The sequence below is a fragment of the Mycobacterium sp. OAE908 genome (assembly GCF_017872775.1).
Lineage (GTDB): Bacteria > Actinomycetota > Actinomycetes > Mycobacteriales > Mycobacteriaceae > Mycobacterium.
Window position 1 is genome coordinate 304,519 of the sequence record NZ_JAGGJL010000001.1, and the last position, 24,924, is coordinate 329,442.

Sequence of the window (24,924 nt, forward strand, 5' to 3'; positions counted from 1 at the left end):
TGGACTGGAGCATCGTCGCTCCGCGACCATCTCATGGTGAGTACGCAATTCGAGATCGAACAGCCGGTGGTCGACGCCGGCGGCTGGCGCGTGCTCGCACCCTTCAGATTCCGCGAGTACCGCCTGCTGATCGCCGCGGTGTCGTTGTCGATCTTCGCCGAAGGCATGTGGGCCGTCGTGATGGCGTTGCAGGTCATCGAACTCGACAACGACCCCGCGTCGCTGTCGCTGGTCGCCACCTGCCTTGGCGCAGGCCTTGTCACGTTCGTGTTGGTCGGCGGGCTGGCTGCCGACCGAATCAGTCAGCGCGCCATCATCATTGCCGTCGAGACGGTCAACTTGATCGCGGTGTCGACCGTCGCGGTCCTCGGACTCACCGGCGCCCTGAGGATCTGGCATATGGCGGTGGCTGCCGCTGCGCTCGGCATCGCGGCGGCGTTCTTCTTCCCCGCCTACAGCGCGATCCTGCCCAGGATCCTGCCCGCCGAACAGTTGCTCGCCGCCAACGGTGTCGAAGGTGTCGTGCGTCCGGTGTTTCAGCGCGCTGTTGGGCCCGCGATCGCCGGCCTCGTCGTCGGCGCGACATTCCCTTCGTTGGGCGCCGTCGTGGTCGCGGCATTGTTCGCGATCGGCCTGACATTGCTGGTGGCCACCAGGCCAGCGGTGAAAGCGGCTGTGCACCAACCGGATCAGCCCCATCTGCTGCGGGACCTTCGCGAAGGATTCGTGTTCATGATCCGCACGCCGTGGCTGTTGTGGACGCTGCTGTTCGCGAGCATGTTCGTGCTCGTGGTGCTCGGCCCGATCGAAGTGCTGCTGCCCTTCATCGCCAAGCAACGCTTCGAGGACGGCGCCCGCACGTTCGGCTTCATCCTGGCGTTCTTCGGCGTCGGCAGCGCATTGGGCGCGCTCGCGGTTTCGTCGCGACGACTGCCGCGGCGCTATCTCTCGGTGATGATGACGATGTGGAGCGTCGGCTCGATACCACTCGTGATCGTCGGGATCACCTCGTCGTTCCCGTTGATGGCAGCGGCGACGTTCGTCATCGGTGTCACTGACGGCGCAGGCATGGTCATCTGGGGCACGCTGCTGCAGCGGCGCGTCCCGACGGAGATGCTGGGCCGCGTGTCGAGCCTGGACTTCTTCGTGTCGCTGGCGTTCATGCCGGTGTCGTTCGCGATCGTCGGTCCGCTGTCGAAAGTCGTTTCCATGCAAACGATCTTCTTGGTGGCCGGGATCGTGCCGGTGGTGCTCGCGGCCGTCGCCATGTATGCGGCTCGGATGCGCCGCGATGAGGTGGCCCACCCGCTGCGCTAGACGCCGAAAATCGGGGGCAATGCGAGCACCATGACCAGACCCCAGAAGAAGTGGATCAGCATGGGAGCGAGTACACCGCCGGTGATGCGGCGGGCGCATGCGCACACCGCACCAAGTATCACAGCGGCGAAGCCGAGCATCGGATTACTGGTGGTCGCTGTCGTGATCACGTAGATGACCGTCGAGATCACCACCGGATAGGCCTTGCCCAACGCGGTGTACAGGGCACCACGGAAGAACATCTCTTCCGTGATTCCGTTGATCACGGTGATGAACACGACCAACGCCAGCGGGCCATAACGGGCGAATTCCAGTACCTGCGTGATGTATTCGCGTACGCCGGGAATCTCACGCGCGATCAGGCCGCCGATAAGGAAAGCGCCGCCCAACAGCAAGCCAACCGCCGCGCCGGTGATCAGTGGACGTTGGTTGCGCCCGCGGAATCGGATACAGCCGAGATGCAGGGGTCCCGAAAGCAGCGCGCCCACCGCCCAAACTGCCGCCAGGGCGAGCGTCAACCAGTAGAACGACTCGTCCCCAGGTCGCCGTGTGAGCGAATATCCAAGCAGCGCAGCACCGATGACGAGGACGATCGCGACGACGATCCGGCGCCGCCGCACGACTGCAGGCGGTTCGTGGTGCGGGACTGGACAGGCACCCACAATCTCCTTCACCTCGGCGAGCCAACCGGGCCGAGTGGCGGTGGATTGAGACATTCTCAACCCGCCTTCGGCGCGAGGTTGATCACCGTGTCGAGCCCGGTGCGCACTGCGCCCGCGACCGGTCCCGGCACAAGCCCGAGCAGCCCGAGCGCGGGCCACATGATCGACGGCGTAATCGCCTGCGCCAGTTGCCGAATGCGGGCCGTGTCGCCGCCGGCCCACGACGGGTCGGAGTCGGCGAGGTGATGCGGATCGGCGAGATCATTGACCGGTCGCGGCCGATCACTGGACAACGAACGAGCTATCGCGTCGTCGATGCCCACCAGTCCACCCGGCGGGTCGGGCACCACATCACGCAGTCGTGCGTCCGACGCCATCATCGGATAGTCAAGGGACTCAACCAGATCCGATGCCAGGCCGCCGGGCACCGGTAGCACGGCCGCCGTCATCCAGGACACCACACCGGTGTCGACCATGGGTACCGGCAGCTCCGCGCGCCAGTGGCCGGAAATCCGCGCATAGGTACGCAGCAATTCACTGTAGGACGTCGTCTCGGGGCCGAAGATGTCATAGGCACCGGCGGGTACTCGCGCAGAGTCAGCCGCAGCGACGAGGTAATACAGCACATCGCGGATCGAGATCGGGTCCATCGGGTTCGCCGACCACGCGGGCATCGGAATCAGCACGAACCGGTCGCTGACGTAACGGAGCATCTCGAACGACGTCGATCCCGCCCCGATGATCATCGCCGCGCCCAGCCACACCACATCGGGTCCGCCGTCGACGCTCAACGCGTGCGCCACCTCGGCGCGGCTGGTCAGGTGTTCGGAGAGTTCGTCGTCATCTGGGACGAAGCCGCCCAGATACACGATGCGCCGCACCCCGGCGTCCTTCGCAGCGTTGGCGACGTTGGCCGCGGCGCGGTTGTCGGCCTCGCGGAAGTCGGGTTGGCCGATGCCGTGCACCAGGTAGTAGAGGACATCGACGGCACCGGCATCGGCGAACGCCTGCTTGGCCGACTCTTCGTCGTGCGCGTCGAGCGTCACGCCCGTGACCTGGTCATGCCAGCCGAAGTTCACCAGCCGATCGGGGTTCCGGGTGGCGGCGATCACGTCATGGCCCTCGTCCAGCAGCGCACTGACGAGCCGGGAGCCGACGTAACCGGTCGCACCGGTAACCAGAGTTCGCACGGGAGTCACCGTACGGAGGTACCCGCAGCTGTCGATTCGGAATCAAATTATCGGCGGCGGCCACGCACGAAAACCCCGGCAGTAATCGCCGAAATCGCGGCATCGACAGCGCGCTCAGCATCTCTTGCGGTGAGAGGCCTTGTGCTGGTGAGGAATTGATAGTAGAGCGGCGCCGAGACCTGCCGAATCGCGGCGGCCGCATCCGTCCCCTCCGGCGCTTCACCGCGCGCCACCGCGTCGTCGACGCAAACCGACCACTCGGCGACCCGACGGTCATAGAACGTCGACAGCGCGGCCGCAGTGCGGTCATCGCAGCTCGACGCCGCGATAATCGCCTTAAACAGGCGGCCCTGCCGCGGGTTCGCCAGAGTCCGCCGCACGAGGGCGGCGTTCGCCCGCAGGTCACCCCGCAGCGATCCGGTGTCGGCACGCGGCAGCGACTGAGCGGCCATGTCGCACAGCAGATCGGTGACGAGCCCGGGCACTGATCCCCACCGCCGGTACACCGTCGACTTGCCGACCCCCGCCCGCTCGGCGACGGCCGTCAATTCCAGGCCGTGTAAACCGGACTCAACCAGCATGTCGCCGGCCGCACGCAGCACGGCAGTCCGCACGGCGGCCGTTCGTCCGCCCGGCCGCAGCGAGCCCGGGGTGCTCATGCCATCGATATTAACGGGAATAGAGTTTCGTTAGTCCAGGTTGGAGGGAGGCGAGGACTAATGAGACTGGATTCCTATTAAGGAGAGATCGTGGAGTATCGAAGAGTTGGCGACTCCGGACTTGTGGTGTCGGAACTGAGCCTGGGCACCGCTACATTCGCGGGAGTCGGGGATTTTTTCGGTGCCTGGGGCAACACCGACGTCGAACAGGCGCGCAAACTCATCGACATCAGCCTGGAAGCGGGAGTCAACCTCGTCGACACGGCGGATGTGTACTCCGACGGTGCAGCCGAAGAATTACTCGGCCAGGCGCTGCGCGGCCGGCGGGACGACGTGCTGATTTCGACCAAGGCCAGCCTGCCCACCGGGCCCAACGACTGGGGCTCGTCGCGTCCCCGCCTGTTGCGTGCGGTCGACCGTGCGCTTCAGCGGCTGCAGACCGACCACATCGACCTGTTCCAACTGCACGGCTTCGACGCGTTCACCCCCATCGACGAAGTACTGCAGACGCTGGAGATGCTCGTCGAGCAGGGCAAGGTGCGCTACACCGGCGCATCCAACTTCTCGGGCTGGCAGTTGATGAAGTCGCTGTCGCTTGCCGACGCAGACCACCGGCCGCGGTATATCGCGCACCAGGTCTATTACTCACTCGTTGGCCGCGATTATGAATGGGAGCTGATGCCGCTCGGCGTCGCCGAAGGCGTCGGGGCAATCGTGTGGAGCCCGCTGGGCTGGGGCAGGCTGACAGGAAAGATCCGCAGAGACACGCCGTTGCCCGAACGCAGCCGGCTGCGTGCCACCGCAGCCGCGGGCCCCCCGGTCGACGACGATCAGCTCTACGCGATCGTCGACGTGCTGGATGAGATCGCTTCCGAGACAAGCAAGTCCGTAGCTCAGATTGCGTTGAATTGGTTACTTCGTCGGCCGACGGTGGCGTCGGTGATCATCGGCGCGCGCGACGAGAGGCAACTACGGGACAACCTCGGCGCCGTCGGCTGGCGGCTCGATTCCGACCAGATGGCCCGGCTGGATGCCGTCAGTTCACGCGAAGCGCCGTACCCCTACTTCCCGTACTTCCGGCAAGAGGGGTTCACGCGGCTCAATCCGCCGATCGGCGCCTAGCTGAGGGCCTCGCGGTGCAGTTCGGTCATTGCCTGGTACACCTGCGCATTGTTGCGGTTGTGGGCGACCTCGGCGTCGGACAGTACGCGACGGACCTTGCCCGGCACGCCTGCCACCAGCGACCGCGGCGGGATCACCACGCCCTGCAGCACCAACGCACTCGCAGCGATCAGCGACCCCGCACCGATCTTGGCACCGTTGAGGATCACCGCCCCCATCCCGATGAGGCAGCCGTCCTCGATCTCACAGCCGTGCAGAACAGCGTTGTGCCCGACGCTGACATGGGCGCCGATACTTGCCGGGAAACCCGGGTCGACGTGGATCGTCGCGCCGTCCTGGACGTTGGCGCCGAAGCCGATCTCGATCGGTTCGGCCTCTGCGCGCAACGTCGCGCCGTACCAGACGCTCGCCCTCGCGGCCAGCGTGACCGGGCCGATCACGCTCGCAGTCGGCGCGACCCACGACTCGGCGTGCAACTGGGGCGCGCGCCCGCGGATGGGCAGGATCAGGGGCTCTGGCATGACGGACATCGTATTCACCCGCGGTTTGCCGGTTCGTCGCCCGCCCGCCGTGGCCGGACTAGGCGCCTTGGTACACCTTGCGATAGCTCGACGGTGATATGCCCATCCCGCGGCGCAGATGGTGCCGCAGGTTGCCGCCCGTCCCGAGACCAGACAACCGTGCGACCTCGTCGACCGGTAGATCGCGCGACTCCAAGAGTTCGCGGGCGCGATCTATCCGACGCTGACGAATCCACGTGCCCGGCGACTGCCCGGTCTCTTCGCGGAACCGACGGTTGAACGTGCGCGCGCTCATCTTCGCGTGCCGCGCCAGCCGCTGCACCGTGAGCTCCTCGTCGAGGTGTTGCAGCGCCCACTCGCGCGTCGTCGCAGTCGAAAAGTGATCCGGCGCAGGTACGTGCCTGTCGATGAACTGCGCCTGACCACCTTCTCGCCACGGCGGCACCACGCAGTACCTGGCTACCGCGTTGGCCACCTGTGCACCGTGATCGGATCGAATTATGTGCAGGCACAAGTCGATTCCCGCGGCAAGGCCAGCCGAGGTGAGCACATCTCCTTCGTCGACGAACAACACATTCTCGTCGATCAGCACCCGCGGATGCAGCCGTCGCATGTCGTCGGCGAACTTCCAATGGGTGGTCGCACGGCGCCCGTCGAGCAGTCCGGCCGCGGCGAGGATGAACGCGCCCGTGCAGATCGACACCAAGCGGGCGCCCGGCTGGATCCGCGCCAGCGCCTCGGTCACCTCAGGTGTGACCACCCCCTCGGTGCGGGCCGACGGGAACCGCGTGCCGGGGATGACGACCGTGTCTGCGCTCTCCAGTGCCTCAGGTCCCGCCTCAGGCACCACCGCGAAGCCCGTCGTCGCTGTCACCGGACCCGGCGTCAGCCCGCATGTGACGACCTCGTAGAGCGCGTTGCCGTCGGGGTCGGTCGCGTTCGAGAACAGCAAGGGCGGGATCGCCGCGTCGAACCCCACCACAGGAGGCAACAACAGGACAGCGACGCGATGCATGCCGCCATTTTGGCATGTTTTTGATGATTAGTGTCATTCATGCCACTAGTCGCAGCTCGACAGATCCGCGACAGTGATCCGGTGACGCTCACCGCCGCACGCAAACGCACGCCCTTGGCCCGGATTCACTGGGCCTGGGTGGTGGCCGCCGTCAGCTTCGTCGCGATCCTCGGCGCGGCCGGGTTCCGCTCGGTGCCCGGCGTGATGATGAACCCGCTGCACCACGAATTCGGCTGGTCGCACGGGGTGGTCGGGCTGGCGATGTCGGTCAACATGACGCTCTTCGGGCTGACCGCGCCGTTCGCGGCGGCCCTGATGGACCGGTTCGGTGTGCGCCCGGTGCTGTCGGTGGCGCTGCTGCTGATCGCGACCGGGTCGGCGCTCAGCGTGACGATGACCGCGAGCTGGCAGCTGGTGCTGCTCTGGGGCGTGCTGGTCGGCGTCGGCACAGGCTCGATCTCGATGGGCTTCGTCGCGACAGTCGCGACCCGCTGGTTCGAGGCCCGCCGCGGCCTCGTCACCGGTGTGCTGACCGCGGCGAGCGCGACCGGGCAGTTGATCTTCCTGCCGATCGTCGCGGAGGTGACCACCCGGCACGGTTGGCGGTGGGCGTCGTTGATCGTTGCCGCCGCGGCCCTCAGCGTGGTCCCGTTGGTGCTCGTGTTCATGCGAAACTACCCGCGGGACAAGGGATTAACGGCATACGGCGGGACGGCCACCGAGCCCGCCGTCGTGCCCGCGTCGAGTTTCAAGGCCGCGTTCGACGGGTTGCGCATCGGCGCTCGGGTGCCGGCCTTCTGGCTGCTGGCGGGCAGCTTCGCGATCTGCGGAATGACGACGAACGGCTTGATCGGCACGCACTTCATCCCCGCCGCCAACGACCACGGCATGCCAACCACGGTGGCTGCGGGACTACTGGCGACGATCGGCATCCTCGACGTCGCGGGCACGGTGTTCTCGGGCTGGCTGACCGACCGCGTCGACCCCCGGCTGCTGCTGGTCGTGTACTACACCGGCCGCGGCATATCCCTGCTGCTGCTCCCGGTGCTGCTCTCGCCGCAGGCCGAACCGAGCACCTGGGTGTTCGTCATCTTCTACGGCCTGGACTGGGTCGCGACAGTGCCGCCGACGATCGTACTGTGCCGCAACTACTTCGGTACCCGCTCCCCCGTCGTGTTCGGGTGGGTGTTCGCCTCCCACCAGCTCGGCGCCGCGATCGCCGCCGCTGGCGCGGGCCGGCTGCGGGATTTGCAGGGCAATTACGACATGGCGTTCTACCTGGCGGCCGGCCTCTGTTTCGTCGCTGCGCTGCTGTGTGGCCAAGTCAGAAATGTGCAGGTCAGCGCACCTGTAACGTAACCAGGCCGTCGGAACGACTTTGGAATTGGGCCTTCGCTGCCCTTAACATGCGATGCGACCTGACGAAGGAGCCGACATTGAAGACTCGCGCCAGCAAGGCATTGGGAGCCGCGGCCGGGATTGCCGCGATCGCCGTATCGGTGCCGTTCGCGCTGAACGCCCCGTTCACCGGCAACGCGTACGCCGATCCGCCGCCGACGGACGTCTCGACGCCCGTTGCGCCGATTCCCGACCCTCAAGGCTCTGGCTGTGACGCCTTCAAGACCGAGTTGCCGAACTGGAAGGCCTTCGCCAAGCAGCCCGTCAGCCAGGTGCTCGGCAGCATCCCCGAGATCTCGACGTTCAACTCGTTGATCTCCGGTGGGGCCAACCCGGCCGTCAACATCCTCTCGGTGCTCGACGGCGGTCCGTACGTCGTCTTCGCCCCGACGAACGACGCTTTCGCGGCGATGCCGGATCTCGCAACCATCACGGCCGACCCCGCGGCGCTGTACAAGCTCGATTACTACCACGCCTTCCTCGGCCTGCTCGGCCCCGACGACCTGAAGGGCCAGCGGCCCACACAGCAGGGTGCCGAGATCAAGGTGACCGGCAAGGGCGGCGACATCAAGGTCAACGACACGGCCAAGGTCGTCTGCGGTGGCATCCAGGCCAACAACGCCCGGATCTACATCATCGATCAGGTGCTGGATCCGAACCAGGCGCCGGAGCCGGTCACACCGACCGGCACCAGCGCCACGACCACCACCACGACGACCACCAGCACGTCGACGGAGGCACCGGCGGCACCGGCCCCCGCGCCGGCCGGCTAGAGGCCACGCCGGCCGAGCCGGCTAGAGGCCACGCCGGCCGGCCGGCTAGAGCCCGAGGTCGCGGCCGATGATCTCCTTCATGATCTCGGTCGTACCGCCGAAGATCGTCTGGATTCGGACGTCGACGTAGTCACGGGCGACCTTGTACTCGTTCATGTAGCCGTACCCGCCGTGCAGCTGTACACAGTTGTCGACGACGCGCTTGCCGAGCTCGGTGCACCACCACTTGGCCTTGGACGCCTGCACCGCGGTCAGGTCCTTGTCGACGGCGGCGCGCAGGCACCGGTCGATGTACTGCTCGGCGATCTCGAGTTCGGTGTCCATCTCGGCCATCAGGAACCGGTTGTGCTGAAAGCTGCCGATCGGCTGCCCGAACGCCTTGCGGTCCTTGACGTATTGCAGTGTCTCGCGCCAGGTTTCACGCGCACCGGCGATCGCGGCGATCGCGATGGACAACCGCTCGGACGGCAGGTTGTGCATCAGATGGTAGAAGCCCTTGCCTTCCTCGCCGAGGAGGTTGTTGCCGGGCACGCGGACGTTTTCGAAGTGCAGCTCGGCGGTGTCTGCGGCGTGCAGGCCCATCTTGTCGAGCTTGCGTCCGCGCTCGAAGCCCTCCATGCCGCGCTCGACGACCAGCAGCGAGAAACCCTTGTGGCCGGCTTCTGGGTCGGTGCGGGCCACCACGATCACCAGGTCGCTGTTGATGCCCGCTGAGATGAATGTCTTGGAGCCGTTGAGGATCCAGTCATCGCCGTCGCGAACGGCCGTGGTCTTGATGCCGGCCAGGTCGCTGCCCGCGCCGGGTTCCGTCATCGCGATCGCGCCGATCAGCTCACCGGTGATGTAGCCCGGCAGCCACCGCTCCTTCTGCTCGTCGGTGGCCAGCGACGCGAAGTACGGCCCGACGATGTCGTTCTGCAGACTCACCCCCGGGGTCGCGGGACCGAACTTCGAAAACTCCTCGACGATCACCGCGTTGAACCTGAAGTCATCGACGCCGCCGCCGCCGTACTCCTCGGGCATGTTGAACCCGATCAGGCCGTATTTGCCTGCGGCCACGTAGGATTCGCGGTCGACGAGGCGTTCGCTCTCCCACTTCTCGACGTGCGGCGCGCATTCCTTTTCCAGGAACTGGCGCGCGGTCTCGCGCAGTTGGTCATGCTCGGCTTCGAATACCAGACGCTTCATTTATTTTGCTTTCCATACGGGCTGACGTTTCTCCGCAAACGCCAGCGGTCCTTCTTTGGCGTCCTCGGAACGGATCAGCGTCCCGATTTCGCGCATGGTTCTCGCCCAGCCCGCCTCGTCGCCGGTGATCACCCCGTCGTCGACGCCCATCGCGACCCGCTTGCTCGCCCACACGGCAAGCGGCGCGTTGCACGTGATGCGTTCGGCGAGCGCGAGAGCCGCCTCCACCGCGGTGCCGTCGGGTACGACCTCATTGATCAGCCCCCACTTCAGCGCGTCGGCCGAACTCATCGGCTCGCCGGTGAAGATCAACTCCATCGCTACCTTGCGGGGCAGATGATCGACGATGCGGAACACTCCGCCAGCGGCGGCGATCAGTCCCCGCTTCACTTCTGGCAGGCCGAATTTCGCGCGCTCCTCCGCGACAACGAGGTCACTGGCGAGTGCCAGCTCCGAGCCGCCGCCGAGCGCGGTGCCGTTCACGGCGGCGATGGTCGGCTTGTCGATGTAATGGTGCACGTATCCCGCGAAGCCCCACTCGCCGTGATCGGGATGGAACAGATTCTCCCGGCGGGAGATGGCCTTGAGATCAGCTCCGGCGCAGAAGGATTCGCCGGCGCCGGTGATGATGACAGCCCGCACGTCGGGATCATCCTGCGCCGCCTGCAGCGCGTCACCGACGGCGGTACTCACCGCACTGTTGACCGCGTTGCGGGCCTCGGGCCGGTTGATCGTGATGATCAAGACGTTGCCCCGCCGCTCGGTGAGAGCGGCGGGTGCCTGAACGTCTGATGTCACAGCAGCTCGATGATCGTGGCGTTGGCCTGGCCGCCGCCCTCGCACATCGTCTGCAAGCCGTATTGAATTCCCTTGTCCCGCATGTGATACAGCATCGTGGTCATGATGCGGGCGCCGGAGCCACCGAGCGGATGGCCGAGGGCGATCGCGCCGCCGTTGGGGTTGAGCTTCTTCTCGTCGGCGCCGATGTCCTTCAGCCACGCCATCGGTACCGGGGCGAACGCCTCGTTGACCTCGAACACGCCGATCTCATCGATCGAGAGGCCGGAGCGCTTCAGCGCCTTCTGCGTGGCGGGGATCGGTGCGGTCAGCATGATCACCGGATCAGCACCGGCCAGCACTGCGGTGTGCACCTTGGCTAGCGGCTTGAGGCCCAACGACTTCGCCTTCTCGGCGGACATGAACAGGATCGCGGCCGATCCGTCGGAGATCTGCGACGAGTTGCCCGCGTGGATGACGCCGTCCTCCTTGAAGGCCGGCTTCAGCTGGCCCATCTTCTCGATCGTGGTGCCGCGGCGAATGCCCTCATCCTTGAGCACTGGATTGCCGTCCTGGTCCTTGATCGCCACGATCTGGTCATCGAATGCACCGGAATCCTGTGCCGCCGCGGCTTTTTCGTGTGAGCCGAGCGAGAACTGGTCGACCATGGTGCGGTCGAAACCCCACTGGTCTGCGATCATCTCGGCGCCGATGCCCTGGTTCGGGGTCTGGCTGTAGCGGTTGCGGAACGCCTCGGGGTACGGGTGGCCACCGTTGGCCAACGATGAGCCCATCGGCACCCGTGACATCACCTCGACACCGCCTGCGACCACCACGTCGTAATGCCCGGCGACGACGCCTGCCGCCGCGAAGTGGATCGACTGCTGGCTGGATCCGCACTGCCGATCGACGGTCACACCCGGCACGCTCTCGGGCCAGCCGGCCGCCAGCACCGCGGTGCGGGCGATGTCGAGGGCCTGTTCCCCGGCCTGCATCACACAGCCCCAGATCACGTCGTCGACGATCCCGGGGTCGATGCCGGTGCGCTCGGCAAGTCCGTTGAGCACCTGCGCGGACAGCTCACCGGGATGCACACCCGACAGCCCACCGTTGCGCTTGCCGACAGGCGACCGCACAGCCTCGACGATGACGGCTTCAGCCATGACACTTCTCCTTTGAACGTGGTGTTTCCCCGAAGGTAGAGCAACAAAGTTTACTAGGTCAACCTACTGGTTGGTAGGCTGTGGACGAGCATTCGTGCCGGACTCATGTTCCCCGACATGGTTTACTGAGTTGCATAGCTCGGGGAGACACTGTTTGGGAGAAGATGTGACGCGAAGCACACCGCTGGCGCCGATGATCGGCCCTAACGCCGTTTCAGCCGGCGCCGCGGTCCGGTCACCGAAGACCGCCGAGCTTGTCGCGGGCACTCTGCGCCGGATGGTGGTCGACGGTCAACTCAAGGACGGCGACTTCCTGCCCAACGAGGCCGAGTTGATGGCTCACTTCGGTGTCAGCCGCCCGACGCTGCGCGAGGCGGTCCGGGTGCTGGAGTCCGAACGGCTCGTCGAGGTGCGGCGCGGGTCGCGCACCGGGGCCCGTGTCCGAGTGCCCGGGCCCGAGATCGTGGCGCGGCCTGCGGGGCTGCTGCTCGAACTGACCGGTGCCACCATCGCTGATGTCATGGTGGCCCAGGCCGGTATCGAGCCGATGGCCGCGCGACTGCTCGCGGAATCCGGGAATGCCGAGGCGTTCGACGAACTGGACAAGATGCTTGCCGACCAGATTCCCTCTGGCTGGCAGTCCGGCCGGCTGGCCGAGACGACCGGGGATTTTCATCGCCGCATGGTGGAGCTCTCCGGCAATGCGACCCTCGCCATCATGGCCGGCATGTTGCACGAGATCACCGTGCGCCACACCGCATTCGTCTTCAAAGAGAACCGGCCGGTATCCAAGGCCGACTACGACAAATTGATGCGCTCGTATGCACGCCTGATGAAGCTGTTGCGCGCAGGCGATGGGGCGGCGGCCGAGGCGCACTGGCGCAAACATCTCGACGTCGCCCGCAACCTCATGTTGGAGGGACTCGAGACCGTCAAGGTCCGCGACGTGATGGGCTAACGTCCGCGACGTCCCAGAGGGTCCCTGAGGTAGTGGTCATCAAATTGCCCGGCTCTTGGCGACAAAGTCGTCAGTAGCGACAAAGTCGCTCAGAGCCGGGCATTTTGGTATGTGCTCCCCTAGTCCGGCCAGACCGCAAGCCGACCGGACAACCACCGGGTCAGGGTGCGTCCGCGCTGTCCTTCTCCCATGTAACGTGCACCGGCACGGTGTCATCCCACGGTTGGCGCGTCACCATGTCGGCGACTTTCACGTAGCCCCTTTCGAATTCACCGGTAGCGGCATCCACGAGCCGGTACTCCTGGCGCTGCTTGTGGATCGGCTGGGCGTCCAGGAGCAGGATGCGGATTTCGCCCGGTTCGAAGTGGCAGCGTTCCTGCAGCGCCTCGATCAGCTGCTCGTTGTGCATGTGCCCGTCGCCGAAATTCCAGCCGATGGCCGTCGAACAGATCCGCTCGCCGTCGGTCAGCACGTAGTCGTCCTCGTTCTGCCCGGCCATCGCCCGGTGGGCGAGGGTGAACATCGCGCGACCGTGAGTGTTGAAGGCGCGGAACGCATATCCCATGTAGAGGTACATCTGCGCGGTCTCCGGACTGCCGTAGTACCGCTCCATCTGGGCCTGCGGCATGCTGGCGATCGACACGATGTGCTTCTCGATCTTCTCCGCCGCCGAGGGCTTGACGCACCACAGTCCGGTGTCCCAGTTGCCTGCGTAATACCGCATGCCGGGTAGGAAGGACACCTTGCGCGGGAAGAGGTTTCCGATCACCACAGTCCCTGCGACGACGACGAACAACAGCACCGGCAGCGGCGTCGTCATGTCACCCAACCCAACTCCAGCGTGGCCGATGAACAACGCCAGCACGGAGAACATCATGAAAACGTTCCACTCCAGCGGCACGCCCATCGGAATCGAAGACAGGATGCCGAAGTGGAAGCACAACATGACGAACGCGGCGATGGCTGTCGGCCAGCCGCCGTGGGTGAAGAACAACACCAGCGGGACCAGGCCCTCGATCGCGGTGGAAAAGTGCGCGAGCCACCGCGAAAGCCGGCCCGGCCGTAGGTCATCCGGAAAGTGCTCGAAGAACAGGCGTTTGATCCACCGCGGCCGGAACACCGGGTTGTTGCTCATCATCGTCGAGATGACGAAGGGGAAGTGCTTGTTGAGCTTGGAGGTGGCGGCGCCCAGCCAGATCACCAGGCAGACCAGCTTGGCCCCGATGATCATGTCGACGCCGTAGCCGACGAACAGAAACGCGACGGTGAACGACGCGTACACCTCGCCGCGCGCGGCCAGGAAAATCACCTTGTCCCGCAGTCCGAGCACGGCCAGCAGACCGAGCACCGCCCAGATCTGCCACATCGGCAGCACACCGACCGTCGTGCCCAGCGCAGGTACCGGGCCGGTGCCGTCGGAGAACAACGCGATCAGCAGCACCACACACAGCGCCCCATACAACGCTGCGTCGAAGAGCGTGCGCGTGGTGCCCTTGGTCAGTGGCACCCGAGTCGGCCACGGTGGCAGCCGAATGGTGTTGGGCCGCAACCAGTACAAGATCGATCCCATTGGCGGGAAGAACCGGTTGTTCAGCGGGCCGAAGCCGCAACCCAGTCCGACAACCTCGAACAGCATCGTGTACAGCACGACCTTCTCGAACACGATCGGCTCGGCGTACCACTGCGCGACGTTGGTGAAGCCGTCGATGCCCTTGGTCGCCAGCGCGAACAGCCAACCGCCGAGAATGTAGAGCAGGATCTTGACGACGTAGAACAGGTGCAGCACGACCGGCGTTCCGAAGCCGACTTCGGCCCAGTGCCGGGCCATCGGGACGATCTTCTCGGCGCGGGTGCCCTTGCTCCACTCCTGGTAATCGACGACGGGTGCGTCCTGCTTCAGAAACCCCATGACGCATCAGACTAGAACGTGTTCTAGCCGAGCGGAATGCGTTTAGCCTTGCCGGGTGACGACCTTCGCCCTCGTGCACGGCGGATACCACGGTTCGTGGTGCTGGGAACTGCTGACCCCGCTCGTGCAGCAGGCAGGCCACGAGGTCGTGACGATGGACCTGCCACTCGAGGACAGCTCGGCGACGTTCGACACCTACGCCGACGTCGTGTGCACCGCACTCGACGATCGCGACGGCGATGTGGTGCTGGTCGGGCACTCCTACGCTGGAAACACCATTCCGCTGGTGGCGGCGCGCCGACCGCTGCGCCATCTGGTCTATCTGTGCGCCATGATTCCTGACGTCGGCCGGAGCCTCGCCGAGCAACTGACCGATACACCCGAGATGCTCAACCCGGTCTACATGCGGGGTCTCAGCGAGCTCGACGAGAGCCTCTGCCAGCGATGGATCGATCTCGACATCGCGTGTCAGGTCTTTTATGGCGACTGTGATGGCGAACTCGCGCACGCCGCGCGTGACCGCCTACGACCCCAGTCGGTCAGTCCGGCCCTTGCTCCGTGCTCCCTCGTCGAACACCCAACGGTGCCAACGACATACATCCTGTCGAAGGACGACCAGATGCTACGACCGGATTGGTCTCGATGGGCAGTGCGTGAGCGGCTCTCCGCCGACTTGGTCGAGCTTCCCGGTGGACACTCGCCGTTCTACTCCAGGCCTGCCGAGTTGGCCGACGTGTTGATCGGCCTGGCCGGGTAATTCCGCCGCGCGACGCGTTGGCAGCAAATCACATCGCGAGCCGCTCGGGAAATAGTTACGACGAACATCGGCTCGGCCTGGACGAAATTGGCAAATTTGGTTAACTGGATGCCGTTTCGCCGATCATGATTTGAACGGGCGAGGTGCCGAGCCGCCCGCGGGTGATCGTACGGTGGTTAACGTCATCGCCACTGGATCGCACAGCCAGCCTGTAGGAATCCTGTGAGCGGCAAACGGGCCAACTATTTGAAATTTCACGGTTTTAACGCTGAGCAGGATGGCTAATCCCTCTTCGCGCCTGGCAAAGCCGTTTGCTGGGTAGGGAGTTCACATAGGAAGAGGAGATACGGCCATGCGTCGCAAAGGCATGTTGTCGAGGATCGCGTACGTCGGCGGAGCCGCCATTGTTTCGTGCGGCATTGCGCTCGGGGGCGCAGGAATGGCGTCCGCGGCACCGGGTGACACGATCGATCAGCAGATCGGTCACGCCGGTACGTACTACAACCATCAGCTGGGGCACCTTGGCACGTTCCTGAACCATCAGGTTGGCCATGCGGGCACCTACTACAGCGTCCAGACAGGCCGGGCGATCAAGGGCTTGCTGAACAGTCTTCTCGGCAAGAGCAACTAGTCGCGCTACGTGAGCAGGTGGCCGCGCTCTCGGCCACCTGCGCTCACGTGAGTCAAGTTGTCAGGCTTCGGTTTTCGCTGGGGGCCGATAGAAAATGGCCAGCTGGCCGATACCGCCGGCGAGGCCGAGCCCAGCCGAAATCAGCAGACCCCACCAGCCGTGCAGGAAGTCGTAGAGCCCGGACGTGCGGAACAGCGCGTAATCGAGGCTGAACTTGCCTGCCCCGATCGTGGCGACCGCGACCGCTGACACCGCCAGGATCAGGTTGTACTCCCAGCCCTCCTTGACAATGAAGAAGCCGTTGGGCCGGTGCACAGTCCACGCCGCGACGAGCATCAGCGCGACGAAGCCCGCCGCGGGAATCGGCGTCAGCAGTCCGACCGCCAAACCGATGCCCGCCGACATCTCCGTGGTGGCGGCGACGCGAGCGTGGAACATGCCCGGTTTCATTCCCATGCTGTCGAACCAGCCCGCGGTGCCCTTCAGGCCGCCAGGACCGAAGAACTTGTTGTAGCCGTGTGCGGCCATCGTCAGGCCCAGCACCACCCGAAGGATCAGCAGGCCGGTGTCGATCGCCGTGTGGTACGCAGTCATGTAACAAAATCTAGGCCATGTGTTAAACCGCCGCCCAGCCCCCGTCCACACTCAGCACGATCCCGTGAATGTTTGCCGCGTCGTCGCTGGCCAGGAAGACCACCGCCGCGGCGACCTCCGCGGGCGTACTCAGCCGGCGCGACGGGATGCGGGCCAGCAGCGGCGCGGTGTGATCGGCGAACTCCGCCTGGCGTTCGGTCGCGATCGGCCCGGGAGCGACGGCGTTCACTCGGACACCGGACGGCCCGTACTCGTCGGCCCACGCCTGGGTGAACGAATGCATCACGGCCTTATTGGCGTTGTAGACCGCCGAACCCGCCATACCGCGAAGCCCGGCGATCGACCCGATGTTCACGATCGCGCCCGCACCTCGCTGCACCATGGCCGGCGCCACCACACCGGTGAGCAGAAACGGAGCAAACACGTTGACCGCGAACGCATCTCGCAGCAATTCTTCGGAGACCTCGGCCGTCGGTGTCGGCATCAGCAGCATCGCCGCATTGTTGACCAGGACGTCGAGTTGGCCTCCCGCTGCGGCGGTGGCCTGCGTGGCCAGGCGCCTTACCTCGCGCTCGCCCGCACCGAGATCGGCCACGACGAATTCCGCAGTGCCGCCTGCGGCCTTTATGTCCGCGACGACGGCATCGCCGCGGAACTTGTCGCGGCCGCTGACAACAACGAACGCGCCCTCCGCCGCCAACGCTCTCGCGATCGCGACGCCGAGACCGCCGGTGGAACCGGTAACCAGTGCTGTGCGGCCAGCGAGCCGCGCGTTGTTTGAACCCATGGCTCCACTGGTACGCTTGCAAAAATGGACCAGCAAGTCCAGAAGCTGACGGCCAAGGGTCAGGCGACGCGGCAGCGCATCATCGAAGGGGCGGCCGCCGAGATCCGGGACCGCGGGGTGGCCGCCACCACGCTCGACGATATTCGAGCGCGCACCCGAACCTCCAAAAGCCAGCTATTCCATTACTTCCCGGACGGCAAGGAGCAGCTGCTGCTCGCCGTCGCCGAGCATGAGGCACAGATGGTCCTCGACGATCAGCAGCCCTATCTCGGCGCGTTGACATCGTGGGCGGCATGGCAGCGGTGGCGCGACGCGGTCGTGGACCGATATCGCAGGCAGGGTCAACATTGCCCGCTCGGTGTGCTGATGTCCGAGATCGGTCGCAGCACACCGGGCGCTCAGGCGGTGACCAAGGCGCTGATGCGCCAGTGGCACGACGAGATCACCGCGGGCGTGCGGCACATGCAATCACAGGGCAAGGTCAATGCCAGGCTGGACGCCGATCGGGTGGCCGCCGCGCTGCTCGCCGGAATCCAGGGCGGCGTCGGCGTGATGCTGGCAACTGGCGATCTGGGTTATCTCGAGGCCGCCCTCGACGTCGGCATCTCGTCGCTGCGCGAAGCGGATTAGGCGGCCCCGGTGGCCATGTGCCGCTTACCCCACGTGCACATCGCCTCGGTCACGGGCCGCAGCGATTCGCCGTATTCGGTCAGCGAGTACTCGACGCGCGGCGGCACTTCGGCGAACACCTCGCGGCGGACGATGCCATCGGTCTCCAGTTCGCGCAGTTGACGAGTCAAGACGCGGTCACTGATTCCCCGCGTCTTGCGCTTGAGTTCGGCGAAGCGATGCGGCCCGGTGTGCATCATGTGAAAGATCAGCACGGCCTTCCATTTGCCGCCGATGACCTCGAGCGTCGCCTCTACCGGACAGTTGAACTGATCGTCCACACCCACCTCCCGGTCAGTAGCTCACCTCAAAGTGCGTACTTATCGGTGTCCGCCCTCGGCCGTAGCGTAGCCCCAATGAAGATCGCAATCATCGGAGCAGGCAACGTCGGTCGCGCGCTCGGCGGGGCATGGAGCGCAGACCACGACATCACCTACGGCGTCCGCTCCCCCGACGACGACAAATACGCCGACCTCGACACGCCCGTTTCGACCAACGATTCGGCCGCGGCCGCCGGCGACGTCGTCGTGCTGTGCACGCCGTGGCAGGCCACCGAGGAAGCGGTCAAGGCATGCGGCGACCTCACGGGCAAGGTGCTCATCGACTGCACCAACCCGCTGACCCCCGACTTTTCCGCGTTGGAGGTCGGGCACACCACATCGGGGGCCGAGCAGGTCGCGGCGTGGGCGCCGGGGGCGCGGGTGTGCAAGGCGATGAACCAGATCGGCGCCCCGATGATGGATCACCCTCAATTGCCAAGCGCGCCGGTCATGTTCGTCTGCGGTGACGACGACGAGGCCAAGCAGGTCACCGCCGAGCTGGTTACGCAGTTGGGCTTCGAGGCGGTCGACGCGGGCGACCTCACACTGGCCCGACTGCTCGAACCGTACGCGTTGGTGTGGATCCACCTCGCGTTGCGCCGCGGCTTCGGCACCAATTGGGCCTTCGGGTTACTGCGCGGGACCTAGCGCGCGTTCCAGCCGATCGACATAGGCGTCGATGTCGCCGATCGCCGACGCTGCGGCGTGCACACTGATCGCGATGGTGTCGCCGATGCCGTGCACGCCGTGCGTCAGGCCCATCATCGGCGAGAGCCCCGGATAGCCCGCGGTCAACACCACCGGCAAGTCACCCAAATACAGATCGGCCGGCCCTCTGTTGACGCTGGAGACGACGGTGTTACCCGTGACGGTCGGCGATCGCACCAACGGGTCGAATTGCTTGACACCCCAACGCAATAGGATTGCGGGTACCGCCGCGGACGCCCTACTGGCAGCCAGCATCGCCGGATGCGCGGCCCTGCGGCGACGGTCGGCAAGATCGCCGACGATCTGGGCGGTGCGCGCGTCGATGTCCAGTTGCGGATACAGTCCGATGCCGACGTTGCCGAAGTGGTTGTTCGCCTTGCGGACACCGGTTTTCGCCATCGGCACCTCGGCGCCCAGCGTCGACGCGTCGTCACCTAGCTCCTCCAGGTGTCCCGCCAGCGCGGTGGACACCGCCGCCAGCACCCCGACCGTCACGGTCGGGCCCGCCAGGCCGGCGCGCTTCCTGACCACAGTGCGGACACTCCGCAGACCGTCAGGCGGGGTGTTGCAACGCAACGCTGGGCGCGAATCAGCTTGCGGCGGAACGAGTCCCGCCTCGGTATCGTGTTCCAGCTGCTGATGTGCCCGGGCGGCCCGAATGCTGCGCCACGGCAGCGCTGCGCCGCGAAACGGCGGTGGCGCCGGCACGGGCGGTACCGGTTTCGCGCGGCCGAACAGCCACGCCGCCAGCGCCGACGACCGGATGCCGTCGCCGAGCGCATGAGCGGCCTGCAGCACCGCCACCGTCCCAACGCCGCTACCGGGTATCCCTTCGACAGCTGTGAACACGTGCAGTCGCCACGCCATCTCGCAAGGGTCGAGTTGGTGCTCGCCCAGCCCTGCCACAGCAGTGAGGCAACCCGGCCAGGTGTTGTCGGCGAGATCGTGCACAACGAACTGATCGGACCCGATGTGGCCGGTCACCCAAGCGGGATAGCGCAGCGGATTGCTGTCTTCGATGCGCAGCCGCAACTCGGGGCATGCCCAGGCTCGCCCGCGTATCGCGTCCACCGCCCGGTCGGGTTCGGACACCTCGCCCGCGAACGCGTAAAGCAGGAACGAATCGTTGGGAATCTTGGCCGACATCCAATACGTTTGCGCATCGACCGCCGAGAGCCGACGGACCATCATGTCTAGAGGCTATTGTCTGGCCCATGCTTCCGCCTATAAGCGCCGACAGCGCCGTCATAGTCACCGGTGCGTCGTCGGGTATCGGCGAGGAGATCGCCCGTGAATTCGCGCGCCGCGGTTACCGATTGGTTTTGGTGGCGCGCAGGGCCGACCGACTGCGCGGCATCGCCGAGGAACTGGGCGGACGCGCCCATGTATTGCCGCTCGATCTGTCGAACCGTGACGAAAGAGCCACGCTGCCCGACCAGGTGGCCGCGCTGGGGCTGGTGGCGGAGGTCGTGGTCAACAACGCGGGGCTCGCAACGCTTGGCCCGATCGCCGAATCCGACGTCCAAGCCGAACTCAACCTGGTCGAAGTCGATGTCGCCGCGGTGGTGGACCTCTGCTGTCGGTTCGTCCCTGCAATGGTGAAGCGAGGACGCGGAGCGGTGCTCAACGTCGCATCGGTCGGCGCGTTCGGCCCCGTTCCGGGTCAGGCCTCCTACGGCGCGGCCAAGGCGTTCGTGCTGTCCTACACGCAGGCGCTGCGCGAAGAACTGCGCGACACGGGCGTCACCGCCAGCGCCTTGTGCCCTGGGCCGGTCTACACCGGGTTTCTCGAGTCCTACGGCATCGCGGACGAGGAAACTGAGAAGACGCTGCCGAAGTTCCTCTGGCAACAGCCAGATGCCGTGGCCAGGGTCGCGGTCAAGGGTCTCGCGTCAGGCAAGGGTGTGATCGTTCCCGGTGCGGCCAACCGGATCGCGGCGGTGGTCAACCACCACTCACCGCGCGGACTGCTCACCCGACTGGTGGCGCGCAACCATCCGGGACTGAAGAAGTAAAACGGGGAGCCAGCCGGCGGCGACGAAGTCACGCACGGCGACAAAGTCGCTTAGAGCCGGGCAAAAATAGAAGTGGCCTTCCGGGCGTCGCACGGCGCGCCGCCACCGATCGACTAAGCCTGCCCGACGAAGTCGACGATGCGCCGCGCAACTACCTCGGGCTGATCGAGCTGAAGAAAGTGCCCGCCATCCTCGACGAGCACGACCTCGCTCTCCTCGGGCAACACCCGCTCGATCCACGGCGTGTAGTCCTCCGAGCAGCCGTCGTCGGTGCCGTGCAGATACAGCGTCGGCAGCCGCGGCGCCTCAAGCCAGTGCTTGTTGAGCTGTGCGTACTGCGCAGGCGGACGGGTGCCGCGGATGGTCGCGCGATAGAACGCCAGCGCGGCACGCCATCGCTCGGGCGCACCGATCGCGTCCTCGACGTAGCGCAGATCCTGGTCGGCGCGATAGCCCGGTGACCACCTCCGCCACAGCCGAGGTATCACCCACGACGCGGAACGCTCTGGTAGCCAAGGCAATTGGAAGTAGGCGAGATACCAGGACAAAAGCAGCTGACGCGGCAGCTTCGCGGCCAACCGGGCCACTTGTGGTACCCGACCGAGCGGCCGGAACGCGGCACTGAACGGCACCGACATGATCACCGCCTTGCTGAACGGGCTGTCCGGCATCGCCGCTAGCCCGGCGCCGGCGAGCGCCCCCCAGTCGTGGCCGATGAACACGTCGCGTCCGGTCGGGCCCGCGGCCTGCAGCACCCGCAGCGCGTCGTCCATGTACGCGCCGACGTGGTAACTGCCATCCGAGGGCAACGAGGACGGCGCGTAGCCGCGCATGAACGGTGCCACCACCCGCCATCCCGCGTCCACCAAGGTCGGCGCGACCTTGCGCCACCCGTAAGCGGTATCTGGAAAACCGTGCAGGCACAACGCTATTGGTGCGTCCGCCGGACCCCACGTCAACGCACGCAACTGCACGGTCGGCGCCGCCACGTCGAGCCATTGAGGTTGCATCACTGCTACACCGGGTCGAACTTCGAGATCAGCCAGTGGTCGCCGACCTTGTCCATCGTCACCCGCACACTCGAGGCGGTATCGGTCGGCGCGTCCTGACCGACGATCACCGTCTGGTTGACGAACACCAACACCACGGCGTGGCGCGGATTGGCCGACACCGACGCCGCCGCGGGAACCGTTGCCACCGCGGAGATCTGCTTCTGCTTGGCGCCCGGGATCACGACGTCGTTGGTCAGCGAGGTATACGAGTCGCGGAAGTCTCCGGTCAACAAGTCGCGCGCGGCGTGGAGTTGCTGCTCCACGGTGTCGGGCTTGTAGGACAGCAACGCGACGGTGCTGTCCTTGGCGGCTTTCAGCGACTCATCGCGCGCCGACTCGTCGTTGCGCACCGAATTGTCCATCCACTTCAGGTATCCGGCGCCCAGCGCAAGCAGCAGCGCTATCGCGGGCAGTACCCCGAAGGCGAATACCCGCGCCCACTGGATCTTCCGCTTGGGCTTGTCCGGTTCAGCGGGTTCCGTTGACTCATCGACATTTTCGGCGTCGTCGGGCGCGTCGGCCTCGGCGACCGCATCCTCGACCTGCTCGGTATCCGTGTCGGAAGGCACAGTGGTCTCTTCTTCTGTGGTCTGGTCTTGGCTGTGGTTACTCATGGCACGAACTCCACGTTGGAGACCTTGGCCTCATCCCCGACCTTCTGCACCGTGAGGCGCATTCGCCACGCGCGCGGCGCTTGGTCGGGCGCACCGGCATTGGAGGTTTTGACCGTCACCGCAACCAAGACCTGAGCACCGTTGGCGGTGATGGATTGCGGCTCGAGCCCTGCCTCGGCGATGGTGCCCTCCGACTTGGATTGCGCCTGCTTGACGACCTCCATGAACGGCTGAGCGCGCTTCTGGAAGTCGTCGTAGAAGGTGCCGGTCGCAGAGTCGAGGATGCGCTGCACATCCGCGTCCGCGTGCTGCCAGTCGATCGACGTCAGGTTCAACGCACCCTGCCTGCCGACGGACAGGAACAGCTTCTGTTGCTCATCGGCCTGATGCGACTGATACGCGCGGAAGCCCAGCCAACCCGTCAAGCCCGCCAGTGCGACCACCAGAACCAGACCGGCGATCATCGCCAGCCGCACGTGCGACATCCGCGGCTTGGCCGGTGCGGTTTCCTCCTCCGAAGCTTCGTCGGCAACTTCCGTAGCGTCGTCGGTGGCCTCGTCCGTCTTCGCCGCGTCCGAAAGTTCGCTACCGCCCGATTCCGGCTCGGCGGCCGTCGACTCGGTCAGTTCCCCTTCGGGGGCAGCAGCATCGTCTGCCATGTTTGCTCCTCTTTGGCACCGTTGGCCAGGTTGGACTGTGTGTACACACGTCCGTCCGGTCCAACGTACGTGCCGTTGGCTGGGTCGTATTCGGCGGCCGCTATTGGCGGTGGCGCCGGACCCGGCGGCGGAGCTGCTTGCGCAGGTGGTGAACCCGGCGGCAACTGCGGAACGGCCTGACCGGACAACGTCGCGTTGGGGTCGCCCTTCCAGTTGTAGCCGTCGTTGAGCGGCACGTAATGCTCATTGCTTTCGCACATCTGCCAGGTCGGCGCGCGTTTGCCGGGCACGGTGATGCAGGGCAGGTTCCTTGCCCCGCGCACGTTGAACGGCGCGTCCTGAGGAACCCGGCAATACACGTCGCCCGCCGGCCTGTCGGGGTAGTCCTGGAAGGTGGGCACCCGCTGCTGCTGGGCGGGCAGGAAGCCGGTGGTGCACGGCGGCGGAATCTGCTGCGGCGGCAGCGGGATGGGCGCCGGGAACGCGGGGATCATCAGGTTGAGGTTGAAGGTCAGGGCGTCGCCCATGTAGTCCTGTTTGGTGTTGCGCTTGTGCACGCCGACGGCCTGCGTGACCGCGGTGCCCTGCGGCAGCAAGACCAGCAGCTGCTCGAGACTCGGCTGATACGTGACGGCCACATCCCCGAGGCTGACCAGGTTGGCCAACACGATCGGCAATGTCGGCTGCAGCCGATCGAACAGCGCCCGCACCTCGTCAGCCGCGCCAGGCCCGTTCTCCAGAATCCCTGCGACGGCTTGGTCCTGACTCTGCAGCTGACCGGTGATGCTGGCCAGGTTCGATGCCCAGGCCTGAATCGAGGGCGCGGTGTCCGTCTGCGAGTCCAACACCGGCTTGGATTGATCGATCAATGTCGTCAGGGGGTCGAGATTCTTGCGCGCGTCGATGGCCAGCGTGGTGCTGCCGCTGACCAACCGGCGCAGCTCGGGACCGAGCCCGCCAACCGCCACATACGCCTCGTCGACGACCGTCTTCAGGTTCTCCTGCGGAATCGCCTGCAGCCCACGGGTGGTGTCCGCCAAGACCTTGTTGATGTCCGTCGGCACCGTCGTGCGGTTCGCGGCGATCACGTCGCCGTCCTTCAACGACGGTCCGCTGCCGCTTTGTGGGACCAGTTGGACGAACTGCTCACCCACCGACGACACGCTGTGCACTTCGGCTTTGAGATCGGCGGGGATCTTGACGTTGGAGTCCAGCGAAAGGACCGCCTGCACACCGGTATCGGTCAGGTTGACGCTGTCCACGATGCCGACCTGCGCGCCGCGGTAGGTGACGTTGCTTCGCGGATACAGGCCGCCAGTCTCCGGCAGGTTCAGCTTCACGGTGTACTGCCCGATGCCGGCCATGTCCTGCACCCGCATGTAGCCGAACAGCATGACCGCGAGGGCCGTCGTCGCGATCAAGGCGAAGACGGCCATCTGGATCAGGATGCGCCTCGTCAGAATCAT

General features: G+C 65.8%; 27 protein-coding genes. 10 read left to right on the forward strand and 17 right to left on the reverse strand.

The features are described from left to right. Positions 1-33 precede the first annotated feature (33 nt). On the forward strand, positions 34-1,317 hold the full coding sequence (tet(V), locus tag J3E61_RS01445) for a tetracycline efflux MFS transporter Tet(V) (protein ID WP_210082346.1): 1,284 nt from the start codon (positions 34-36) through the stop codon (positions 1,315-1,317). Here the strand turns inward: tet(V) and J3E61_RS01450 are convergent. From J3E61_RS01450 to J3E61_RS01460, 3 genes are read right to left on the reverse strand one after another with little or no spacing between them, the layout of a single operon-like run. Beyond that, positions 1,314-2,033: a CPBP family intramembrane metalloprotease gene (locus tag J3E61_RS01450; RefSeq protein WP_210082347.1), complete on the reverse strand. Its 720-nt coding sequence runs from the start codon at positions 2,031-2,033 to the stop codon at positions 1,314-1,316. The genes tet(V) and J3E61_RS01450 overlap by 4 nt on opposite strands. 2 nt (positions 2,034-2,035) lie before the next feature. Next, the gene (locus J3E61_RS01455; RefSeq protein WP_210082348.1) at positions 2,036-3,178 is read right to left on the reverse strand and encodes an NAD(P)H-binding protein; all 1,143 of its coding nucleotides are present in this window, start codon (positions 3,176-3,178) and stop codon (positions 2,036-2,038) included. A gap of 38 nt (positions 3,179-3,216) precedes the next feature. Then, positions 3,217-3,828, reverse strand: a complete 612-nt coding sequence (locus tag J3E61_RS01460) for a TetR/AcrR family transcriptional regulator C-terminal ligand-binding domain-containing protein (RefSeq protein WP_210082349.1) — start codon at positions 3,826-3,828, stop codon at positions 3,217-3,219. 90 nt (positions 3,829-3,918) lie between these two features. Between J3E61_RS01460 and J3E61_RS01465 the strand changes: the two genes are divergently transcribed. Continuing rightward, on the forward strand, positions 3,919-4,950 hold the full coding sequence (locus J3E61_RS01465; RefSeq protein ID WP_210082350.1) for an aldo/keto reductase: 1,032 nt from the start codon (positions 3,919-3,921) through the stop codon (positions 4,948-4,950). On the opposite strand, the gene J3E61_RS01470 is transcribed toward J3E61_RS01465, so the two are convergent. Then, a complete protein-coding gene (locus J3E61_RS01470) occupies positions 4,947-5,471 on the reverse strand; it encodes a gamma carbonic anhydrase family protein (RefSeq protein WP_210082351.1) in 525 nt (174 codons plus the stop codon). The genes J3E61_RS01465 and J3E61_RS01470 overlap by 4 nt on opposite strands. Before the next feature lie 58 nt (positions 5,472-5,529). Beyond that, a complete protein-coding gene (locus J3E61_RS01475) occupies positions 5,530-6,486 on the reverse strand; it encodes a helix-turn-helix domain-containing protein (protein WP_210082352.1) in 957 nt (318 codons plus the stop codon). An 81-nt stretch (positions 6,487-6,567) separates the two neighbouring features. Between J3E61_RS01475 and J3E61_RS01480 the strand changes: the two genes are divergently transcribed. Together J3E61_RS01480 and J3E61_RS01485 are read left to right on the forward strand one after the other, a co-directional pair. Beyond that, positions 6,568-7,845 carry an MFS transporter gene (locus J3E61_RS01480; RefSeq protein ID WP_210085383.1) on the forward strand — a complete coding sequence of 426 codons (1,278 nt, stop codon included), beginning with the start codon at positions 6,568-6,570 and terminating at the stop codon, positions 7,843-7,845. Between the two features lie 77 nt (positions 7,846-7,922). Further along, positions 7,923-8,657: a fasciclin domain-containing protein gene (locus J3E61_RS01485; protein WP_210082353.1), complete on the forward strand. Its 735-nt coding sequence runs from the start codon at positions 7,923-7,925 to the stop codon at positions 8,655-8,657. Between the two features lie 45 nt (positions 8,658-8,702). Here the strand turns inward: J3E61_RS01485 and J3E61_RS01490 are convergent, their stop codons facing one another. The 3 genes from J3E61_RS01490 to J3E61_RS01500 are packed head-to-tail and all read right to left on the reverse strand — an operon-like array spanning position 8,703 to position 11,785. Then, a complete protein-coding gene (locus J3E61_RS01490) occupies positions 8,703-9,845 on the reverse strand; it encodes an acyl-CoA dehydrogenase family protein (protein WP_192726779.1) in 1,143 nt (380 codons plus the stop codon). Further along, positions 9,846-10,643 (reverse strand): crotonase/enoyl-CoA hydratase family protein, encoded by a 798-nt coding sequence (locus J3E61_RS01495; RefSeq protein ID WP_210082354.1) that lies wholly within the window; start codon positions 10,641-10,643, stop codon positions 9,846-9,848. Then, positions 10,640-11,785, reverse strand: a complete 1,146-nt coding sequence (locus J3E61_RS01500) for an acetyl-CoA C-acyltransferase (protein WP_210082355.1) — start codon at positions 11,783-11,785, stop codon at positions 10,640-10,642. The genes J3E61_RS01495 and J3E61_RS01500 overlap by 4 nt, the downstream gene beginning before the upstream one ends. A gap of 166 nt (positions 11,786-11,951) precedes the next feature. Between J3E61_RS01500 and J3E61_RS01505 the strand changes: the two genes are divergently transcribed. Beyond that, positions 11,952-12,743 carry a GntR family transcriptional regulator gene (locus J3E61_RS01505; protein WP_192726782.1) on the forward strand — a complete coding sequence of 264 codons (792 nt, stop codon included), beginning with the start codon at positions 11,952-11,954 and terminating at the stop codon, positions 12,741-12,743. Between the two features lie 160 nt (positions 12,744-12,903). Here the strand turns inward: J3E61_RS01505 and J3E61_RS01510 are convergent, their stop codons facing one another. Next, positions 12,904-14,652, reverse strand: coding sequence for a DUF3556 domain-containing protein (locus J3E61_RS01510; protein ID WP_210082356.1), 1,749 nt, complete (start codon positions 14,650-14,652; stop codon positions 12,904-12,906). A gap of 55 nt (positions 14,653-14,707) precedes the next feature. Here J3E61_RS01510 and J3E61_RS01515 point away from each other — a divergent pair, with 55 nt between their 5' ends. Together J3E61_RS01515 and J3E61_RS01520 are read left to right on the forward strand one after the other, a co-directional pair. Then, on the forward strand, positions 14,708-15,409 hold the full coding sequence (locus J3E61_RS01515; RefSeq protein WP_210082357.1) for an alpha/beta hydrolase: 702 nt from the start codon (positions 14,708-14,710) through the stop codon (positions 15,407-15,409). Positions 15,410-15,761: 352 nt separating this feature from the next. After that, a complete protein-coding gene (locus J3E61_RS01520) occupies positions 15,762-16,040 on the forward strand; it encodes a hypothetical protein (protein ID WP_210082358.1) in 279 nt (92 codons plus the stop codon). A gap of 60 nt (positions 16,041-16,100) precedes the next feature. Here J3E61_RS01520 and J3E61_RS01525 read toward each other — a convergent pair whose 3' ends face one another. Further along, a complete protein-coding gene (locus J3E61_RS01525) occupies positions 16,101-16,634 on the reverse strand; it encodes a DoxX family membrane protein (RefSeq protein WP_192726786.1) in 534 nt (177 codons plus the stop codon). A 22-nt stretch (positions 16,635-16,656) separates the two neighbouring features. Continuing rightward, positions 16,657-17,421: a glucose 1-dehydrogenase gene (locus J3E61_RS01530; RefSeq protein WP_210082359.1), complete on the reverse strand. Its 765-nt coding sequence runs from the start codon at positions 17,419-17,421 to the stop codon at positions 16,657-16,659. Between the two features lie 24 nt (positions 17,422-17,445). On the opposite strand from J3E61_RS01530, the gene J3E61_RS01535 reads away from it, so the two are divergent. Further along, positions 17,446-18,051, forward strand: a complete 606-nt coding sequence (locus J3E61_RS01535; protein WP_192726788.1) for a TetR family transcriptional regulator — start codon at positions 17,446-17,448, stop codon at positions 18,049-18,051. On the opposite strand, the gene J3E61_RS01540 is transcribed toward J3E61_RS01535, so the two are convergent. Next, entirely contained in the window at positions 18,048-18,371 is a 324-nt protein-coding gene (locus J3E61_RS01540) for a winged helix-turn-helix transcriptional regulator (protein ID WP_192726789.1), read from the reverse strand. The two genes, J3E61_RS01535 and J3E61_RS01540, sit on opposite strands and share 4 nt — an antisense overlap. A 75-nt stretch (positions 18,372-18,446) precedes the next feature. On the opposite strand from J3E61_RS01540, the gene J3E61_RS01545 reads away from it, so the two are divergent. Further along, positions 18,447-19,058: an NADPH-dependent F420 reductase gene (locus J3E61_RS01545; protein WP_210082360.1), complete on the forward strand. Its 612-nt coding sequence runs from the start codon at positions 18,447-18,449 to the stop codon at positions 19,056-19,058. On the opposite strand, the gene J3E61_RS01550 is transcribed toward J3E61_RS01545, so the two are convergent. After that, the gene (locus tag J3E61_RS01550) at positions 19,041-20,309 is read right to left on the reverse strand and encodes a DUF1298 domain-containing protein (RefSeq protein WP_210082361.1); all 1,269 of its coding nucleotides are present in this window, start codon (positions 20,307-20,309) and stop codon (positions 19,041-19,043) included. The genes J3E61_RS01545 and J3E61_RS01550 overlap by 18 nt on opposite strands. A 23-nt stretch (positions 20,310-20,332) precedes the next feature. Here J3E61_RS01550 and J3E61_RS01555 point away from each other — a divergent pair, with 23 nt between their 5' ends. Continuing rightward, entirely contained in the window at positions 20,333-21,133 is an 801-nt protein-coding gene (locus J3E61_RS01555) for an SDR family oxidoreductase (RefSeq protein ID WP_210082362.1), read from the forward strand. A gap of 113 nt (positions 21,134-21,246) precedes the next feature. Here the strand turns inward: J3E61_RS01555 and J3E61_RS01560 are convergent, their stop codons facing one another. From J3E61_RS01560 to J3E61_RS01575, 4 genes are read right to left on the reverse strand one after another with little or no spacing between them, the layout of a single operon-like run. Next, positions 21,247-22,146 (reverse strand): alpha/beta fold hydrolase, encoded by a 900-nt coding sequence (locus tag J3E61_RS01560; RefSeq protein ID WP_192726793.1) that lies wholly within the window; start codon positions 22,144-22,146, stop codon positions 21,247-21,249. A gap of 2 nt (positions 22,147-22,148) precedes the next feature. Then, positions 22,149-22,799, reverse strand: coding sequence for a hypothetical protein (locus J3E61_RS01565; protein WP_192726315.1), 651 nt, complete (start codon positions 22,797-22,799; stop codon positions 22,149-22,151). Continuing rightward, complete coding sequence (locus J3E61_RS01570) at positions 22,796-23,458, reverse strand: Mce protein (protein ID WP_192726795.1); 663 nt, start codon at positions 23,456-23,458, stop codon at positions 22,796-22,798. The genes J3E61_RS01565 and J3E61_RS01570 overlap by 4 nt, the downstream gene beginning before the upstream one ends. Next, complete coding sequence (locus J3E61_RS01575; protein WP_192726796.1) at positions 23,422-24,924, reverse strand: MCE family protein; 1,503 nt, start codon at positions 24,922-24,924, stop codon at positions 23,422-23,424. Before J3E61_RS01575 ends, J3E61_RS01570 begins: the two co-directional genes overlap by 37 nt.

Excerpts from the sequence above, each read along its gene's own strand:
- J3E61_RS01475 (WP_210082352.1), bottom strand. The coding sequence starts at position 6,486 with ATGCATCGCGTCGCTGTCCTGTTGTTGCCTCCTGTGGTGGGGTTCGAC.
- J3E61_RS01565 (WP_192726315.1), bottom strand. The coding sequence starts at position 22,799 with ATGAGTAACCACAGCCAAGACCAGACCACAGAAGAAGAGACCACTGTG.
- J3E61_RS01520 (WP_210082358.1), top strand. The coding sequence starts at position 15,762 with ATGCGTCGCAAAGGCATGTTGTCGAGGATCGCGTACGTCGGCGGAGCC.
- J3E61_RS01530 (WP_210082359.1), bottom strand. The coding sequence starts at position 17,421 with ATGGGTTCAAACAACGCGCGGCTCGCTGGCCGCACAGCACTGGTTACC.
- J3E61_RS01490 (WP_192726779.1), bottom strand. The coding sequence starts at position 9,845 with ATGAAGCGTCTGGTATTCGAAGCCGAGCATGACCAACTGCGCGAGACC.
- J3E61_RS01545 (WP_210082360.1), top strand. The coding sequence starts at position 18,447 with ATGAAGATCGCAATCATCGGAGCAGGCAACGTCGGTCGCGCGCTCGGC.
- J3E61_RS01535 (WP_192726788.1), top strand. The coding sequence starts at position 17,446 with ATGGACCAGCAAGTCCAGAAGCTGACGGCCAAGGGTCAGGCGACGCGG.
- J3E61_RS01555 (WP_210082362.1), top strand. The coding sequence starts at position 20,333 with ATGCTTCCGCCTATAAGCGCCGACAGCGCCGTCATAGTCACCGGTGCG.
- J3E61_RS01470 (WP_210082351.1), bottom strand. The coding sequence starts at position 5,471 with ATGCCAGAGCCCCTGATCCTGCCCATCCGCGGGCGCGCGCCCCAGTTG.
- J3E61_RS01460 (WP_210082349.1), bottom strand. The coding sequence starts at position 3,828 with ATGAGCACCCCGGGCTCGCTGCGGCCGGGCGGACGAACGGCCGCCGTG.
- J3E61_RS01550 (WP_210082361.1), bottom strand. The coding sequence starts at position 20,309 with ATGATGGTCCGTCGGCTCTCGGCGGTCGATGCGCAAACGTATTGGATG.
- J3E61_RS01575 (WP_192726796.1), bottom strand. The coding sequence starts at position 24,924 with ATGATTCTGACGAGGCGCATCCTGATCCAGATGGCCGTCTTCGCCTTG.
- J3E61_RS01570 (WP_192726795.1), bottom strand. The coding sequence starts at position 23,458 with ATGGCAGACGATGCTGCTGCCCCCGAAGGGGAACTGACCGAGTCGACG.
- J3E61_RS01500 (WP_210082355.1), bottom strand. The coding sequence starts at position 11,785 with ATGGCTGAAGCCGTCATCGTCGAGGCTGTGCGGTCGCCTGTCGGCAAG.
- J3E61_RS01525 (WP_192726786.1), bottom strand. The coding sequence starts at position 16,634 with ATGACTGCGTACCACACGGCGATCGACACCGGCCTGCTGATCCTTCGG.
- J3E61_RS01450 (WP_210082347.1), bottom strand. The coding sequence starts at position 2,033 with ATGTCTCAATCCACCGCCACTCGGCCCGGTTGGCTCGCCGAGGTGAAG.
- J3E61_RS01510 (WP_210082356.1), bottom strand. The coding sequence starts at position 14,652 with ATGGGGTTTCTGAAGCAGGACGCACCCGTCGTCGATTACCAGGAGTGG.